The organism is Rhodococcus sp. 5G237 (assembly GCF_053764735.1).
In genome coordinates this window covers 32,303-48,502 of record NZ_JBSNCD010000001.1, presented here as the reverse complement: position 1 = coordinate 48,502, position 16,200 = coordinate 32,303, and the positions used below count along the sequence as shown (strand labels likewise).

The following is a 16,200-nucleotide window of genomic DNA, read 5'->3' as shown; positions in this document are numbered from 1 at the left end:
CGGCACCACCCATCCCCCTACGGAGGAACGCTATGAGCACACAGCCCCGCACTGCCATCGTCACCGGAGCCGCACGCGGCATCGGCGCAGCCGTCGCCAAGCGGCTCGCCGGCGACGGCTACCAGGTCGCCGTCCTCGACCTCGACGAATCCGCCTGCAAGGACACCGTTTCGGCCATCGAGTCCGCAGGCGGCAAGGCGCTCGCCGTGGGCGCCGATGTCTCCGACGAGAAGTCCGTCGCCGCTGCCGTCGAGAAGGTCGCCACCGAACTCGGCGAACCCACCGTCCTGATCAACAACGCCGGCATCACCCGCGACAACCTGCTGTTCAAGATGACGGTCGAGGACTGGGACGCCGTCATGAACGTGCACCTGCGCGGCGCCTTCCTCATGACGCGTGCCGTCCAGAGCTACATGGTCGACGCCAAGTTCGGTCGCATCGTCAACCTCTCCAGCACGTCGGCTCTCGGCAACCGTGGCCAGGTCAACTACTCCGCTGCCAAGGCCGGCATGCAGGGCTTCACGAAGACGCTCGCGATCGAGCTGGGCAAGTTCGGCGTCACCGCCAATGCCATCGCGCCGGGCTTCATCGCCACCGAGATGACCGCCGCGACCGCCGAGCGTCTCGGCCTGTCGTTCGACGACTTCAAGTCGAACATCGCGTCCAACATCCCGGTCGGCCGTATCGGCGAGGTCGACGACATCGCCCACACCGCATCGTTCCTCGCGTCCGAGGGTGCGGGCTTCGTGTCCGGTCAGGTCATCTACGTGGCCGGTGGCCCGAAGGCCTGATCCTCTTCCGCACGTCCGCGGCGCCGCGTCCCATCCGGGACTGCGGCGCCGCGGTCGTTCTCAGTGGATCGAACCGAACGGTCCGACCGTGTCGGTCGCCCTGGTCAACCTCTCCGCATGAGTGAGAAGGTCAAGGGACCCGAGTCGTATTTTCCGTCGATCGAGCAGAAGTACGGACGCCCGATCGAGGAGTGGAAGAACATGATCCGCGCGTCGGATCTCGCCAAGCACATGGAGCTCGTGAACTGGTTGAAGCAGGAACACGGGATGGGCCACGGGCACGCCAACGCTCTCGTCGCGCACACTCTGAAGGAACAGAAGTCCGACTGACGAGAGCGTCTGCAGCAGACGACCGAGCGGTTCTGCAGGGCCGACCTGCCCTGCAGAACTGCGCTGCTCCGACCGTTTCGGTGTAACCCTCAGGATGTCAGTTCTGCTGTGGTGACAGCGAAGCCGGCGATGTACTCCCTGATCGGGCGGTAGAACTCGTAGGTCACCTCGTACTCCCCACAGGCGCGCAACGCCGAGTACGCCGCCACCCAGGTGCGTACCTCGTGCGAGGAGTGTCCGGCAACCACATCCATCTCGTTCGCGTCGTAGCCGTCGAAGTCCTCGACCCGGCCGGATCGGCAGACCGAGAGGAAGTCCCGGTCCCATTCCGGGTTCAGGTCCATGATGTCGGCCTGTCCTGCGGCGAACTTCGCGGCGGTGGCGATCGTATTGGCCTGACGTGCTGCCCGAGCCTCCGGCGTCGGGTTCCGCCCTGCCGTCAGGAACTCGCGCTGGCCGTCCGTCGCAGTGGCGTACTGGGGGACCGGAGGATCGTGCGACAACCCTCCGGAGCCGATGAACAGCACCCGCTTGTCGAGACCGGCGAAGAAGCGACCGACCGCCTGCCCGAAGTCTCGGATCCGCTTCATCTTCACGAACGGACGTGCCACCGAGTTCACGAAGATCGGCACGACGGGTCGCGCCGCCACGTCACCGTCGTAGAGGATCTCCATGGGCTGTACCGCCCCGTGGTCGACTTCCATCCGCCGCGAGATCGCCAGATCGATGCCGCTGTCGATCACGAATGCGGCCAACGCTTCTGCGATGTCCTCGGGAACATCGAGATCTCCTGCGAACGAGTCGTAATCGCCCGTGCCTCGTGCCCGGTAACCCACGCAGAACGGAGGCATCAGGTCGTAGAAGAATCCGTTGAAATGGTCCGGTCCGAAGTTGACGACGATGTCGGGGTCGAAGTCGTCGACGAATGCACGGGCTCGCGCGAACGACTCCTGCACCGCGTCGACGACGTCGGCCGGCGGGTTCGCGTGTTCGAGCAGCGGACTGTGGGACATGCACAACAAAGCCTGCGACACTGCGGAATATCTCCTTGTCTGTGTCTCGGCGGAATCAGTGGTCGACTGCGTGCTGCACGAGGTAGCCGCCGACGATCTCGTTGAACTCGTCGGCGCGTTCGACCTGTGACCAGTGCCCGCACTTGGAGAAGATGTGAGCGTCGGCGTTGGGGATGATGTTGAGCAGTTCCCAGGTGCGGGAGACGGGAATGACCACATCCTGCATGCCATGGATGAGCAGCACGGGAATATCCAGACGCGACAGCGCATCGAAATCCAGGGGAAGCGCGTGACGATCGCGATCGCGTGCAGCGACGACCTCGGCCAATCGGTCGGAGGCCGTGTCGTTGAGCGCCGAGTGGTATCGCAGGGCCACCAGTTCGTCGGTGACGAGCGACTTGTCCACGACGAACTTCTCGAGGGTGCTGCGGATGCCGTCCTCGGTCAGAACCGGATTCGAGTGCGACGCCAATGCTCCGGTGAGCTTGGCTCCGCCTGTACCCATCGACACGATGCCCAACAGCCGTTCGGGAAAGTCGATGGCGAACTGGAATGCCAGCCACCCACCGAGGGAGTTGCCCACGATCCACGTCTTCTCGATGCCGAGCGCGTCGAGCACCCGCACTGCATGGCGGACCCACTCCCGGATGCCGTACTCCGTGCCGTCCGCGACAACGGTCTGCCCGTAACCGATGGAATCGATGGCGATGCAGCGACCGTAGGCGCTCAACTCGGGCAGGTTCAGCCACCAGTTCGCGGCGGCGGTCACGCCTGTACCGGAGCCGTGGAGGAACAGGATCGGCGTGCCTTCCCCGAGCTCGTGGTAATGCGTCAGTTCTCCTTCTGCGGTGGACAACCACCGGTCCTCGAGTCCGAAGAACGCATCGGTGGTGTATTCGGGGGTCTGAACGGACATGAGGTTCTCCTTCAACTGACGAGTGAAGCCGCCGCAGCGACGGGCGCGGGACGTCCGGTGAACGACATCGCTTCCAGAATGGAGTCGAGCGTGGCGGGACCGTGCTGGGTGAGGCACGCACCGGCGACGAAACGATCGGGACGGAGGAAGATCATCGGGGTCGGACGGTCGTCGAACCACTTCTTGACCTGACCGGTGTGATCGCCGAGTACCAGAACGTCGTCGTTCATGTACTCCTCGGCCCACGTCCTCTGGGTTTCGGGCACAATGGCGACCAGCTTCGCGCCGAGTAGTTCGAGCTTGTCGAGCGCGGATCGCGGAAGTACGGCCGTGGGGTCGTTGCCCCACACGATCACCGACCACCAGTTTCCGATCGCGTCGTCGAGGAGGACGTCCGAGCCGTGACGACTGTTGACCCGCGGCTGGGGGAACTGGACGCCGACCGGAGACGTCGTGTTGTTGGCGGTCCGCACGGGGACGAGCCGGCTGGTGAGTTCGGCTGCCGCCCGGCCGGCCGTCTGCGCGGTCGGATCGACCACGACGCCTCGCGTATAGCGCGGCATCGGTTTGAAACGCATGTCTGCAAAGTAGCTCTTGACCTGCGGGAAGAAGTTGAGCACGGTGGACGCGCCGTCACGGAGGGCTGCGGTCACCGGATTGGTGATCTTGATGAACTTGCCGAAGGTCAGTGACAGATCCACCATCGCCTGCGCATGGTCCTTGCGTTCGGCGGTGTATGTGTCGAGGAGGGAATCGTCGGCCTGACCGGACAACACCGTGGCGAGTTTCCAACCGAGGTTGGTTGCATCCCGCATCCCGGAGTTCCAGCCCTGGCCCATCCACACCGGCATGAGATGCGCGGCATCGCCCGCGATGATCTGGCGTCCCTTACGGAATGTGGATGCCACTCGCCCATGATGGGTGAACACTCGACGTCGGATGAACTGGAGTTGAGAAGGATCCGGAACATGTTCGGCAAGAAGTGCATCGACGAATTTCGGATCGGTGACCTGCTCCTCGGTCTCGCCGTCGTGGAGCATGAATTCCCAGCGACGCACCGCGTGGGGCAGTCCGATGGAGACGTAGGGCCGCTTGGGATCGGCGCCGAGGAAGACATTGGGGGTCCCCAGCGGATCGTTCTCCACGTCGACCACGAGCCAGCGTGTGGACGGCGATTCACCCTCGAAGCTCACGCCCATACGCTTGCGCGTCGGCGACTTGCCACCCTCACACCCCACCAGGTACTGCGCTCGGAAGCGATGTTCGGTGGTCCGGCCGTCCGCGTCGGTCACCGACGCGATCGCCGTCACGGAATCCGCATCCTCGTCGACCCGCTCGACCCGGTGCCCGAAGAGTACGCGTACGTTCTCGAATCGATGGAGTCCGTTGTAGAGGGCTCGGTCGACTTCGGGCTGGATGAAGCCGTGCTTGCGTTCCCAGCCGAAATCACGTGTCTGCGGGTTGTTGACGAGGATGACCTTGCCGGCACCGTTCACCAGACGCATGATGTGCTGCGGATTGGTATGCGGCCGAACGCTATCGACCAATCCGACCGTCTGGATCGTCCGAAAGGACTCGTCGTCGAGGCCGACGCCCCGCGGGTAGTCGATGAGGTCGTCCAACGCCTCGAGCACGGTCACCGAGCGGCCGTACATGCCCAGGATATTGGCCAGCATGAGGCCGACCGGGCCGGCGCCGACGACGAGGACGTCGCTTTCGTGCGTAGTGGTCATGGCATCCCAAATTCTCGGAACAGATAGGAAATTGACAGATTTCCGTCGACGATCGCCGACGGACGGCACCTCCGCCCGGAGGAGGTGGTACCGGTTGGCGTTCTCGTACAGGCTTTCTAGCCTCGGCCGAGGAGCGTGGCCAGGACGCGTTCGGCCGTTCTCAGATCGTCCGGTGAAATTCCGCGTAGCTGCTGCTCGGTGAAGTGCTCGGCGCTACGACGAAGGACACACCGAACCTGTCGTCCCTCTTCGGTCAGCGCCCAGACGCCGTGTCCGGTCCGGTGCACGTGCCCGCGATCCTCGAGATCCGACAGAGCATCATCGACAGTGTTCTCGCCGAGATAGGTGTCCTGCTCGAGGACGTCACGGCTGCAGGATCCACGCCACAGACGGTTGAGAATCCTGGCAGTCGCAACCGTGACGCCGATCTGCTGCCGATGATGCTGGAACAGCGCGGACATGTGGTGGTCGGTCGCTTGGAGGAGCGACATGAACAGGGATTCCTCCGACTGGTCTTCCGTCGACACCTGTGAGGTATCGACGTGGAGTGCCAGATCGGGATGGCTCTGGGAGACGCTGTACTGCCCCTGGGAGAAGAGCAGAGGTGCGCCCTCGTACCGCGCGTAGCGCTGCACTCTGCCGACGAGGATGTGGTGGTCACCGCCGTCGAAGACGGATTCGCTGACGCACTCGAGATGTGCGATGGCACCGTCGAGCAGTGGGTCACCGTGCACACCGGGAGTCCAATCCACCTGGGTGAATTGGTCGGGCTGCGGGCGTCCGAACAGTGCAGACATCTCCATCTGATGGTCGGCGAGAACATTCACTGCGAAGTGCCCGTTGTCGAGAAATGCCGGGGCACTTCTCGATTCCTTCCGGATGGACCACAGGATCAGTGGAGGGTCCAACGAGACCGCGGAGAACGAGTTCGCCGCCATGCCTGCGTACGTCTCTCCGGAAGCGGTGGTGATCACGGTGACGCCGGTGCTGTACTGGCCGAGTGTCCGCCGGAAGGCGCGTGCGTCTTCTGCAGGATCACCTTGTTCGAGGAGCGACATGATGTTCTGTTCGATCGTCTGAGTCAACGGACCGGTCCTTTTCGGAAGGCTACTTGTAGTAGTTCAGGGTGCCGAGGTCGGAGAACGGTGCCGGCGGAATACCGAAGAGGGCCTTGACGTACTGGCCTGCTGCGAGTTCCTTTCCTGCCGAACCGTGATTGCGCGCTGCGAGGAGATCGCGCATCGTCTGTTGCAGGGGGTTCGCGGTCGCGCTGGCGGCGGCACCCGCGATCGGCCAGATGTCCGAGAAGGACTCGTAGCACGTCGCGATCGTGTCGGCTGCTTCGAAGCGGACTCGCATCCGCTCGACAGGAGACGCTTCCTCACCACGGCACGCGAGGTCGAACAGATCGCGCCAGTTCTGCAGGTGCCGGTTCTTCACAGTGCGGATCCGGGTCTTGGCGTCCGCGACCTTCAGGTGCAGGAAGGGATTCTGCGCAGCAGGTGCGCCGGTGCCCTGACGGGTGAGGCGGACCCGGGACTGTTCGATGAACGTCTCCACACCGGCGGTGGCTGTTCCGATCACGGTGTTGGCAGGAGTCGAGTTGAAGATCGACGTGAACGAAACCCAGTACAGGGGACGGTTGTTCACAGCCCACCCGGGATTGGCGTCGTTGTAGGTGTCGACGAGGAGATGGGTCCGGTAGTCCGGTACGAAGACATCGTCGAGAGTCACCGCCTTGCTGCCGGTTCCCTTCAGTCCCTGGACGTCCCAGCTGTTGTGATCGATCGTGAGATCCGAGATCGGAACGACGAAGTTGCGGTCGCCACCACCGAGGATCACCCACTGGGCGTGATCGACGCCGCTGGAGAAGGTCCACGTGCCGTTCAGTCGGTAGCCGTCGTCCACCTTCTCGTACTTGCCCACCGGTGCGTAGGAGCTCGAGGCGCGTGCGTTCGGGTCCTCTCCCCAGAACTCGTTCTGCATCCGCTCGTCCATGAGGGCGATCTCGAAGGAATGGACATTGAGCTGGCCGGCGATCCAGGCCGCTGCACTGTCGGCTTCCGCGATCCGCATGATTCCTTCGAAGAAGGCGGCGGGCGCCATCTCGAGTCCGCCGTAGCGGAGCGGCGTGAATGCCCGGAACAAGCCGGTGTCGATCATGGCGTCGACCGTTGCGTCCGGTACGCGACCTTCGGTTTCGGAGATGTCACGGCCGGCGCGAACGATGGTCAGGATGTCGTCGACCTTCTCGAGGAACTGCTGTCCCTCCTCGATCGCGCGTTCGCGGTATTCGGTCCAGTTCTCGCCACGTGCCGCGGAGAAGTCGGTAACGGGCGTGGAAGCGTCGGTGACTGTGGACATTCTTGGGATCTCCTTCGGCAATAAGCGCGTTGTGGATACGCGGCTGCTGCTCTCGAGGGTAGGGGGCACCTGCTCGGGATACGGAGTGCTGTCTTCCGAAGTGTGGAAGGGTTTCCCATTTCGGTGCGACACGAGACCCTCCGTACTGGTCGTTCTCGGATATGCGCATACTTCGGAGGGAGCCGACTGTCGCTTTCTTTCCGGAACGTGGAATACGGCTGTTCCCGGCTCCGGCAGCGCGCGCCTAGTGTCGGATTCGGCCGATGGCTCGGCCTGCGCGACGCCGCGCGACCCGCTCCTGGAGGTATTCAATGACCGAAGCGTTGATCGATCGCATCGTCAGTCACGTACTCGACACCCCGTTCGAGGCGCTGGACGAGTCCCACATTCTTGCTGCCAAGAAGCGCCTCATCGACACCCTGGGGTGTGCCCTGTCGGGTGTCCATGTCGAGGGGAACGACGAGGCCTTCGATCTCTACCGCAGGTGGGGCGGTGCACCGGAAGCGTCCGTCCCGGGGCGAGCGGTGCGGATGCCTCTTCCGCACGCGGCTCTCGTCACGTCCCTCCAGGCCCGCTCGTTCGACTTCGAAGTGTGCGGTCCCGAGCCGGAGGGCGTCAACGAAGGCAAGATGGTCGGGCACGTCAGCAGCACGACCGAACCTGTCGCGCTCACGGTAGGGGAGTACACGGGTGCGACAGGGCGTGAGCTCCTCGCAGCGGTGGTGCTCGGTGGCGACGTAGCGGCCCGTATCTCGGTCGCCAACAAGTTCGATTTCGATCGCAACTTCGAGGTGTGCGGTACGTCGAACGCCTTCGGTGCCACTGCCATCGCCGGTCGCCTGCTCGGACTCGATCATGCGCAGCTCAGGAATGCCTTCGGCATCCTCCTCAACCTGATGGCCGGCTCGTTCCAGGGCATCTGGGACGGGGCGCACAGCTTCAAGCTCCCCGGTGCGATGGCGGCTTACAACGGCATTCTCGCCTGCCAGCTGTCCCTTGCGGGTTTCAGCGGTGTCGACGACGCGCTCGAGAGCCGGATGGGCTACTTCACGATGTACTGCCAGGAGCCGTCGCCGGAGAGCCTGGTCGCCGACCTCGGTGAGATCTTCTACGTGCACGGTCAGCACAAGCTGCATCCGTCGTGCTACGGCAACCACAATCCCATCGAATGTGCCCTGCAGCTCCGCGCCGAGCACGATTTCGATCCGGCGGACGTGACGGCGGTCGAGCTGGATGTTCCTCCGAACCGGATCGACCACTTCCTCAACCAGGTGCCCACCGCTGAGGACGACCAACCGAAGTCGCTGTTCACGATTCCTTACGGCGTCGCCAATGCCATTCTTCGCGGGCGTCCCGAACTGGAGCACTATGTGTCCCCCGCGATCCACGATCCGCAGGTGCTCGAACTCGCGGGACGAGTGCGTCTGGTCCCGAACCTGCCGCTCGGCAACAATCAGGCGAGCCGGATGAGAATTCTGCTCGCAGACGGACGCGTCCTCGAGGCCGAGCGCAGTGCTCCGCTGGGATGGCTCCGCAATCCGACGCCCGTCGACAAGATCGTCGAGAAGTTCTGGCGGAACGTCCGATTCTCCGGTGTGCTGAGCGAAGATCAGGCAGAGCACGCTCTCTCGCTCATCCACGAATTGGAAGACGTCCCGAACGTGGCAGTACTCGCCGCTGTGCTGAGCGGAGATTCCGCTGACGTGCCGAGCGCACGATCCGTGGCAGTGCAGCAGTAAACATCGCCGACGAATGCGGCGTAACTGCCGAGCAGCTCTGATCTCCCCGAAAGGACCCCCATGACCACGTTCAATCCACGCCTTGCTCACCTGGGTATCTTTTGTAAGGACCTGGACGCCATGATCGATTTCTACACTCGTGAATTCGGCATGATCGTCACCGATTCCGGACTCGGGAAGTCGGGCAAGGCAGGAACGAAGCGTCCCGGCGCATTCCTCTCCGCCGATCCCACCGAGCATCATCAGCTTGCGCTGATCGCCGGCCGCGATCCCGAAACACCCCCCACGACCGCACAGATCTCGTTCCTCGTCCCCAGTCTCGCCGAGCTCCGTGCCTTCTGGAAGCACGTGGAGGAGACGGGAATTCCGGTTCAGGTGGTCAAGAACCACGGCAACGCCTGGAGCGTCTACATCGAGGACCCGGACGGCAACATGATCGAGGTCTACGCACACTCTCCGTGGTACGTGCAACAGCCGCTCGGGGAACCGCTGGATCTCACGGACTCGGAGGAGGAGATCATGCTCCAGACCGAGAAGCTCGTCGCCCAGGACCCCGCAGCGTGCTCGCGGGACGAATGGATGGCGCAGATGCGGGAGAAGCTCACCGCGGCCCAGGTCTCCTTCCGTTTCGCGGAGTAGGAATCATGCAGCGATATCGAAGTGTGTGGACCTATCTCGACAATGTTCGCCATACCCTCGACTGGGTGGACGCCAGGGGAATTCGTACGCGATACCTGGAAACCGGAAACCCGGAGGGTCCTGTCGTCCTGCTTCTGCACGGCACGGCCGGTAGCTTGGAGAACTTCTGCGCGAACTACGGCGCTCTGGCGAGGACACATCGAGTCATCGGCATCGACATGCTGGGATGCGGTTACACCGACAAACCGGACTTCCCGTATCTCATTCCCGATTACGCTGAGCACGCCCTCGCGGTACTCGATGCACTGGGCGTCGAGCAGGCCGCTGTGGTCGGAGTGTCCCTCGGATCGTGGGTGGGGGCCAGAATGGCGTCCGATCATCCGGACCGGATCACTCGCCTCGTGATGATCGCGCCGGCGGGCATCATCGTGGACCCCGAGGAGGAGAAGAAGTTCGGTGCCGATGTCCGCAAGCGTCGGCAGAACGCGGCGCAGGCTCCGTCGTGGGAGTCGGTGACGGCGGCGATGGGACGGCTCATGCTCGACCCCGAGGATCTGATCGACGACCTTGTCGCTGTTCGGTTGCGCATCTACCAGCAGCCCGAGATGGGCGCGGCGATGGGACACCTCCTCGCGTTCACCTCCGGTGGCCAGGATCTGTCGCGGGAGGAGTGGGCTGCTCTGCAGCAGCCGGTACTCGTCGTTGCGGCAGTCGACGCTCCGAACATGTTCCTCGACAACGCTCGCTTGTTGGCCGAGATCGTGCCGGGCGCCGAGCTCGTCGAGATGACCGGTTGCGACCACTGGGCCCAGTTCGAACGGGCCGACGAGTTCAACGAGCTGGCACAGCGCTTCCTCGCCGTCGACGAGCGGGTGGAGGTCGCATGATCTCGTTCGATGAGCAGACCTGCACGGAGTTGGCGCAGGAACTGCACGACGCCGAGCTCCGTCGAGACCAGGTCCGGCACTTCTCGGCCCGTTTTCCGCACATGACGATCGAGGACGGATATGCGGTCTCGAGGGCATGGGCGCGGATCAAGGAGGCGGAAGGCCAGCGGGTGATCGGTCACAAGATCGGTCTGACCTCCCGGGCCATGCAGGTCAGCAGCCAGATCGACGAGCCGGACTTCGGCACGCTCTTCGACGAGATGCTCTACGAAAGCGGTGGAACGATCTCCGCCGAGCGGTTCATCAAGCCGCGGGTCGAGGTCGAGCTCGCCTTTCTGCTCCGGGACCCGATCGAGGGGCCGGACGTTTCGATCAGCGACGTGCTCAATGCCACCGACCGGGTGACGCCCGCTCTCGAGATCATCGATGCTCGCATCGAACAGTTCGATCGTGAATCGGGTGCGCCGCGTAAGGTTTTCGACACCATCTCGGACAACGCCGCGAACGCCGGCATCGTGCTCGGTGGAAACCCGGTGAAACCGGACGAAGTGGATCTGCGTCGGGTGGGTGCCTTGTTCTACCTGAACGGAATCGTCGAGGAATCCGGTCTCGCAGGTGCGGTGCTCGATCATCCCGCCCGCGGCGTGGCGTGGCTGGCGCGGCGTCTGCACGGCCACGGCCAGAAGCTCGAAGCAGGCCAGATCGTCCTGGCCGGTTCGTTCACCCGGCCGATACCCATGACGCGAGGCGATGTCGCGCACGCCGACTACGGCTCTCTGGGCTCCATCTCCTTCCAGCTGGTCTGAGAACAGCTTCATCCGAAACGAGGAACGTACCGATGTCCATCACCCGAAAGGCCCCCACCAACCGTTTCAAGGAGCGGTTGGCCGCAGGCGAACGGCAGATCGGGTTGTGGTCCGTCCTGGCCGATGGTTACACGGCCGAATTGCTCGCCGGATGCGGTTACGACTGGCTGCTGATAGACGCCGAGCACGGACCGAACGATCTTCGGTCGGTGCTCGCACAATTGCAAGGAATCGCCGCTGCGGCATCGTTGCTCGGAGATCGGAGCAACGAACTGTCGCAACCTGTCGTCAGATTGCCGCACGGCGACCCTGCGCTCATCAAGCAGTATCTCGAGATCGGGGTACGGAATCTGCTCGTCCCCATGGTCGACACCACTGAGCAGGCGGCCGAACTCGTGCGTGCCGTCCGGTATGCACCGAACGGGATCCGCGGTATGGGTAGTGGTCTGGCACGCTCGTCCCGATGGGGGCGGTTCACCGATTACGTCCGGACCTCCGACGACAACGTCTGTCTCATCGTCCAGGCGGAGACGACTCGGGCACTCGAGAACATCGAGAAGATCGCTGCGACGGAGGGAATCGACGGCATCCTTATCGGGCCGGCGGATCTCGCTGCAGACATGGGATTCCCCGAACAACGTACGCACCCCGACGTCGTGCAGGCGATCCGCAGGGGCATCGAAACCGTGCGCGCCGTCGGTAAGCCGCTCGGCATCATGCTCGCCGACGCCTCCGCTGCCAAGAAGTGGCTCGACGAAGGAATCACCTTTGCCGGTGTCGGCGTCGATTCGTCCCTGTTGATCCGTGCTGCCGACGACCTGCTCGCTCAATTCCGTCAGGATCAGGAACCGCACGAAGTGAGCGCGTACTGATCGGACTCGAGTAAATGTCCACCGACGACTGGAAGAGGTTGTTTTGGCACGTATCCCGTATTTCGATCCGGAGAAGGCATCGGACCGTGTCCTGAAGTCGCTGGCCGGCAAACGGAAGATCAACGTCTTCCGGATGATCGCCAACTCGGAGAACTGCGCTCCCGAGGTGTTCGCGCTCGGTCAGACCGTCAGTAAGGGCAGCTCACTCGATCCGGTGCATCGCGAGGTCGTGATCCTGAGGGTCGCCCATCTGTCCGGTGCGAACTACCAATGGCACGAGCACACGGTCGTCGCCCAGCGAGTAGGTTTGTCCCCGAAAAAGATCGATAGCGTGGCGTCGTACCCCGAGAAGGGAGCCGAGGAGTTCGATCCGTTCGAGGAACTGCTCCTGCGGTTCACCGATGCTGTTGTGGAGACGACCACTACGCCGGATGAGGTCTTCGATGCGATCCACGCCCGGTACGGCGATTCCAAGATGGTGGAACTGGTCCTGATCATCGGCTTCTACATGATGGTCGGTCGGATCATGAACACCTTCGAATTGGAACTCGAAACGCATCCGGTCGAGTCCTACCGACTCAGGCTGGAGTGACGTCGGCGCTCACGCTCAGGGGAGCGCCTCGCGAGGAGGTCCGTTCTCGACCATCATCGCAAGAAGCCGGATCAGGTCGTCGACGGGAACGGGCCGCCCGAGAACCGAGCCGAGCATCAGCCCCTCGATGAGCCTGAGGACGAGCCACGCGAGGTGCTCGACCGAGTCCGCAGCGACGCGGGCTGTGGAAAACCATTGGGCAACGGCTGCTTCCGCGGCGGCACTCCCTTCCACCACTGCTGTGCCGCCTGCGGTGGGAGGGTCCCACTGCTGCACTTCGAGGAGCAGGCCGGCCTTGACGGTGTCGGGGTTGTCGCCCGCTGCCCGCATCGTCGCACCGATCGCGGACGCCAGATCGGCCACCCAGTCCTCCGAGGGCGTGGGTAGGTCGTGCAACGGTATGAGCAGTTCGAGGAAGGCATCGGCCACCGCGGCTTTGATCAGGGTGTCCTTGTCCTTGTAACGCCAGTACACCGAGCTTCTCTGCATCCCGGACTCCGTGCAGATCCGTCCGATCGTCGCGCCTTCGTAGCCGTGCTGGGCAACGAGTCTGCGTGTGACGTCGAGCAGGGCGGACGGTCCGTTCTCGTGCTCGGTGGCACCATCAGGGGTGTCGGCCCCGCCTTCACCGGGTACCTCGAGGGATGCGTTGCCACGGCACAGTGCCTCGAACGCGAAGGTGAGGAACGCGGCGACCGCCCGGCTGCGTGCGGAGACGATCTCGGGATCGTCGACGACCACATCCGAGATGTAGTGACCGTCGAGGAACGCAAGAGTGAGAGTGGACATCCACCACACTCCGCCGTGACGACGTTCGTCGTCGGCCTCGGTCGCCGTGAATGCGTCGTTCCACCACTTCTCGATGGCGGCCAGCGCCGCTGCGCGGCGACGTCGGAAGGGTTCTTGAACCTTGGACCGTGCGGCGCTTCCTTCCAGTGCGAGTGTGATGCCCAGACGGAGCGGTGTTTCGGACTCGGAGGCCTGGAGCTCGGGTGCGAGCTCCTCGAACAATTGGCTCTGCAGGGGAGTCGAGGGATCGAACCGCTGCCACGGCCGCCGACCGTCGCGAGGGAAACGCGTGTACGAATTCTCGAGCGCCGTGACGATGAGATCGTCCTTGTCCTCGAAGTACCAGTAGATCGAACTCGCGGGTCGCTGTGTGGCCTTCGTGATTCGGGAGATCGTGGTGTTGTCGTAGCCGTACCGGCCGACGAGCTGCACGGTTGCATCGAGAATGCGCTGGAGAGTGACCTCTCCGCGGGCGTTACGTCGGGCAGTGTTCATCACGTCTCTTTCGGGCGGGCTGCCGTGGGAAAGGTAGCAGAGGGTCTCGTCGCAATCTGTCATCGGTGTGTTGCCGCTCACTGGAACGAGCGTTACAATCACTGTACCATCCACTACAGAAGTGGGCTGTCCAGCGCATTCGATATATCCAGCAGTTGACTACTGCATATCGGCGACGCCGGAAAAGAGTTGGAGAGTGAGACCGTCGTGACCGCACTTACAGACGAACAGTTCATGGTCGACGCACAGTCCGAGGCCGACGCTGACCGCAAGAACGAGCAGCGCGGTACGGCGTCGGTCCTGAAGGCGCTGCAACTCCTGGACGAGTTCCTCTCCGGTGAGGAATCCATGGGAGTCAGCGACATCGCTCGTCGTGCCGGTGTTCCGACGTCCACGGCCTACCGCCTTCTCGCGTACCTCGTCGAAAGCGGATTCGTGTCGAAGGAGGGTACTCGTTACCGGCCCGGCGACAAGCTGTTCGAACTGGGTAATCGCGTCGCGCACAGTCGACCCCGCGGCCTGCGTGAGCAGGTGGCCCCCTACCTCGGGGAGCTGTACGCGGTGTCCGGAATGACCACTCGGCTCGCGATCCTCGACCGGGCCGACATCGTCATCGTCGACAAGGTCGTCGGCCTACGCACCCTGCCGGCTCCGACGGCCATCGGAGGTCGTGCCCCCGCCACGTGCACGGCGCTGGGCAAAGCGCTCCTGGCGTTTCAGCCCACGGACGAAGTGGCGAAAGTGCTGCCGGACCCGCTGCCGCGTCGTACCCGTCACTCGATCACCAACCTTGCGATCCTCTATCGGCAGTTCGCAGAGACGCGGGCGACCGGTTTGGCCTACGACAAGCAAGAGTCCGTACTCGGGCAGGTCTGCGTCGCTGCGCCCATCGTCTGTCGTGGCAAGGCCGTTGCGGCAATCAGCCTCTCCGCGCCCGCTGTTCGCGTGAATCTGGCGCACTCTGAAGCGGCTCTCACGCGTGCTGTTCGTCAGATCGAACGAACTCTCGTGGTCTGAGTGCAGTCCCGACAACGAGTATTGCGTCATGTGGAAAGAAGGGATTTCTTTCTCCACTGCACGAGACCTACGCTTCGTGAACCGCTCACTACAGAAGTGATCCACGGCATAGCCGGTCGTCAGTGATCCTCCGTTCGATCGGCCGCTCGTACAACCGCCCCCAAGACCTGAAACCGGAGTCCGAATATGTCACTCGCGGTCCTCTCAGCACCCCGTGTCCGTCGCGTTGCCGCTGTTACAGCAGCTGCCGCGCTCACCCTGCTCGCCGGCGCCTGCGGTTCCTCCGAGGGTGCATCCGCCGACCAGGCCACCGACATCTCGGTCGGTAGCTCGCCCGGCCTGTCGGGTGTCGGACTGCGTGCCGGCATCAGCGAAGGGATCTTTTCCGATCTCGGATTGAACGTCACTGCCGCAGCGAACAAGTCGGCGAACGACGCAGTTCCACAGCTGCTCAGCGGTACGCTGCAGATCGCCCAGATGGACACGGTCACCCTGATGCAGGCCCGAGTTCAGGGCCTTCCCGTCCGGGTGGTCGCGGGCGCCGGTGTGCAGGCCACCGACGGTGAGGACGGAGTGCCGTCGGCAGCGAGCGTTGTGACGGCGGCGTCGAGTGCGATCCAGTCCCCGACCGACCTCGTCGACCGCAAGGTGGGAGTCCCGGCAATCAAGACGCAGACGTGGATGAACATCCGCGCTGTGGTCGACAAAGCTGGCGGCGACTCCAGCCGGATCGACTTCGTCGAGGTCCCGCCCGCCCAGACGATCGACCTGGTGCAGCAGGGATACGTCGACGCCGCGACACCGAACGAACCGCTCGCATCGAGCGCGATCGCATCGGGGACCGTTCGGCTCGTCCACAACACGGACGCACCCGGCAACCAGGGTGTGCCATCGTCGGTCTACGTCGCGTCCGAGGAGTTCATCGCGAAGAATCCCGACACTGTCCGGAAATTCGTCGAGGGCATCCATCAGGCAGCGGAGATCGTCAACGCGGACAAGGAGATCGCCAAGCAGGTCGCGATCGAGGAGCTCGGCTTCTCCGAGGAGCAGCTGGCGAATGCCTTTATCCAGCCGTTCGCGACGACTCCCGTCACGGCAGAGCAACTCGACAAGATCGCGAACCTCGCGGTGGAGTACGAGATCCTCACCGAGAAGCCGAGTTTCGACGAAATCCTCGTAGGATCCGAGTAGACGATGGCGACAACAACCTCAGTAGC

General features: G+C 63.5%; 16 protein-coding genes. 10 read left to right on the top strand and 6 right to left on the bottom strand.

The window, feature by feature from the left end:
* Window positions 1–32: 32 nt before the first annotated feature.
* Together fabG and ACWPOC_RS00215 are read left to right on the top strand one after the other, a co-directional pair.
* The gene (fabG, locus tag ACWPOC_RS00220; RefSeq protein WP_016695855.1) at window positions 33–791 is read left to right on the top strand and encodes a 3-oxoacyl-ACP reductase FabG; all 759 of its coding nucleotides are present in this window, start codon (window positions 33–35) and stop codon (window positions 789–791) included.
* A 117-nt stretch (window positions 792–908) separates the two neighbouring features.
* A complete protein-coding gene (locus ACWPOC_RS00215; protein ID WP_059382719.1) occupies window positions 909–1,121 on the top strand; it encodes a DUF4287 domain-containing protein in 213 nt (70 codons plus the stop codon).
* Between the two features lie 89 nt (window positions 1,122–1,210).
* On the opposite strand, the gene ACWPOC_RS00210 is transcribed toward ACWPOC_RS00215, so the two are convergent.
* From ACWPOC_RS00210 to ACWPOC_RS00190, 5 genes are all read right to left on the bottom strand, one after another.
* The gene (locus tag ACWPOC_RS00210) at window positions 1,211–2,155 is read right to left on the bottom strand and encodes a 3-carboxyethylcatechol 2,3-dioxygenase (protein WP_095092062.1); all 945 of its coding nucleotides are present in this window, start codon (window positions 2,153–2,155) and stop codon (window positions 1,211–1,213) included.
* Between the two features lie 34 nt (window positions 2,156–2,189).
* Window positions 2,190–3,050: an alpha/beta fold hydrolase gene (locus ACWPOC_RS00205; protein WP_059382796.1), complete on the bottom strand. Its 861-nt coding sequence runs from the start codon at window positions 3,048–3,050 to the stop codon at window positions 2,190–2,192.
* Window positions 3,051–3,061: 11 nt separating this feature from the next.
* Complete coding sequence (gene mhpA, locus ACWPOC_RS00200; RefSeq protein WP_455407816.1) at window positions 3,062–4,783, bottom strand: bifunctional 3-(3-hydroxy-phenyl)propionate/3-hydroxycinnamic acid hydroxylase MhpA; 1,722 nt, start codon at window positions 4,781–4,783, stop codon at window positions 3,062–3,064.
* A 116-nt stretch (window positions 4,784–4,899) separates the two neighbouring features.
* Complete coding sequence (locus tag ACWPOC_RS00195; RefSeq protein WP_059382722.1) at window positions 4,900–5,868, bottom strand: flavin reductase; 969 nt, start codon at window positions 5,866–5,868, stop codon at window positions 4,900–4,902.
* A gap of 22 nt (window positions 5,869–5,890) precedes the next feature.
* A complete protein-coding gene (locus tag ACWPOC_RS00190) occupies window positions 5,891–7,147 on the bottom strand; it encodes an acyl-CoA dehydrogenase family protein (protein ID WP_059382723.1) in 1,257 nt (418 codons plus the stop codon).
* A gap of 311 nt (window positions 7,148–7,458) precedes the next feature.
* Here ACWPOC_RS00190 and ACWPOC_RS00185 point away from each other — a divergent pair, with 311 nt between their 5' ends.
* The 6 genes from ACWPOC_RS00185 (at window position 7,459) to ACWPOC_RS00160 (ending at window position 12,682) form a co-directional block, all read left to right on the top strand.
* Complete coding sequence (locus tag ACWPOC_RS00185) at window positions 7,459–8,886, top strand: MmgE/PrpD family protein (RefSeq protein ID WP_059382724.1); 1,428 nt, start codon at window positions 7,459–7,461, stop codon at window positions 8,884–8,886.
* 60 nt (window positions 8,887–8,946) lie between these two features.
* Entirely contained in the window at window positions 8,947–9,525 is a 579-nt protein-coding gene (locus tag ACWPOC_RS00180; RefSeq protein ID WP_120280710.1) for a VOC family protein, read from the top strand.
* Window positions 9,526–9,590: 65 nt separating this feature from the next.
* The gene (locus ACWPOC_RS00175; RefSeq protein ID WP_197700682.1) at window positions 9,591–10,412 is read left to right on the top strand and encodes an alpha/beta fold hydrolase; all 822 of its coding nucleotides are present in this window, start codon (window positions 9,591–9,593) and stop codon (window positions 10,410–10,412) included.
* Window positions 10,409–11,218, top strand: coding sequence for a 2-oxo-hept-4-ene-1,7-dioate hydratase (gene hpaH / locus ACWPOC_RS00170; protein ID WP_059382727.1), 810 nt, complete (start codon window positions 10,409–10,411; stop codon window positions 11,216–11,218). The genes ACWPOC_RS00175 and hpaH overlap by 4 nt, the downstream gene beginning before the upstream one ends.
* Before the next feature lie 32 nt (window positions 11,219–11,250).
* Window positions 11,251–12,090, top strand: coding sequence for an HpcH/HpaI aldolase family protein (locus ACWPOC_RS00165; RefSeq protein ID WP_455407815.1), 840 nt, complete (start codon window positions 11,251–11,253; stop codon window positions 12,088–12,090).
* A 43-nt stretch (window positions 12,091–12,133) separates the two neighbouring features.
* The gene (locus tag ACWPOC_RS00160) at window positions 12,134–12,682 is read left to right on the top strand and encodes a carboxymuconolactone decarboxylase family protein (RefSeq protein WP_059382729.1); all 549 of its coding nucleotides are present in this window, start codon (window positions 12,134–12,136) and stop codon (window positions 12,680–12,682) included.
* Between the two features lie 15 nt (window positions 12,683–12,697).
* Here ACWPOC_RS00160 and ACWPOC_RS00155 read toward each other — a convergent pair whose 3' ends face one another.
* Window positions 12,698–13,966 (bottom strand): TetR/AcrR family transcriptional regulator, encoded by a 1,269-nt coding sequence (locus ACWPOC_RS00155; RefSeq protein WP_455407814.1) that lies wholly within the window; start codon window positions 13,964–13,966, stop codon window positions 12,698–12,700.
* Window positions 13,967–14,173: 207 nt separating this feature from the next.
* On the opposite strand from ACWPOC_RS00155, the gene ACWPOC_RS00150 reads away from it, so the two are divergent.
* Both ACWPOC_RS00150 and ACWPOC_RS00145 read left to right on the top strand, forming a co-directional pair.
* Window positions 14,174–14,983: an IclR family transcriptional regulator gene (locus ACWPOC_RS00150; RefSeq protein WP_147414370.1), complete on the top strand. Its 810-nt coding sequence runs from the start codon at window positions 14,174–14,176 to the stop codon at window positions 14,981–14,983.
* A 186-nt stretch (window positions 14,984–15,169) separates the two neighbouring features.
* Window positions 15,170–16,174, top strand: a complete 1,005-nt coding sequence (locus tag ACWPOC_RS00145; protein ID WP_120280706.1) for an ABC transporter substrate-binding protein — start codon at window positions 15,170–15,172, stop codon at window positions 16,172–16,174.
* Window positions 16,175–16,200 lie beyond the last annotated feature (26 nt).

Coding starts and splice junctions, on each gene's coding strand:
- fabG (WP_016695855.1), top strand. CDS start 33: ATGAGCACACAGCCCCGCACTGCCATCGTCACCGGAGCCGCACGCGGC.
- ACWPOC_RS00215 (WP_059382719.1), top strand. CDS start 909: ATGAGTGAGAAGGTCAAGGGACCCGAGTCGTATTTTCCGTCGATCGAG.
- ACWPOC_RS00205 (WP_059382796.1), bottom strand. CDS start 3,050: ATGTCCGTTCAGACCCCCGAATACACCACCGATGCGTTCTTCGGACTC.
- mhpA (WP_455407816.1), bottom strand. CDS start 4,783: ATGACCACTACGCACGAAAGCGACGTCCTCGTCGTCGGCGCCGGCCCG.
- ACWPOC_RS00190 (WP_059382723.1), bottom strand. CDS start 7,147: ATGTCCACAGTCACCGACGCTTCCACGCCCGTTACCGACTTCTCCGCG.
- ACWPOC_RS00185 (WP_059382724.1), top strand. CDS start 7,459: ATGACCGAAGCGTTGATCGATCGCATCGTCAGTCACGTACTCGACACC.
- ACWPOC_RS00180 (WP_120280710.1), top strand. CDS start 8,947: ATGACCACGTTCAATCCACGCCTTGCTCACCTGGGTATCTTTTGTAAG.
- hpaH (WP_059382727.1), top strand. CDS start 10,409: ATGATCTCGTTCGATGAGCAGACCTGCACGGAGTTGGCGCAGGAACTG.
- ACWPOC_RS00165 (WP_455407815.1), top strand. CDS start 11,251: ATGTCCATCACCCGAAAGGCCCCCACCAACCGTTTCAAGGAGCGGTTG.
- ACWPOC_RS00155 (WP_455407814.1), bottom strand. CDS start 13,966: ATGAACACTGCCCGACGTAACGCCCGCGGAGAGGTCACTCTCCAGCGC.
- ACWPOC_RS00145 (WP_120280706.1), top strand. CDS start 15,170: ATGTCACTCGCGGTCCTCTCAGCACCCCGTGTCCGTCGCGTTGCCGCT.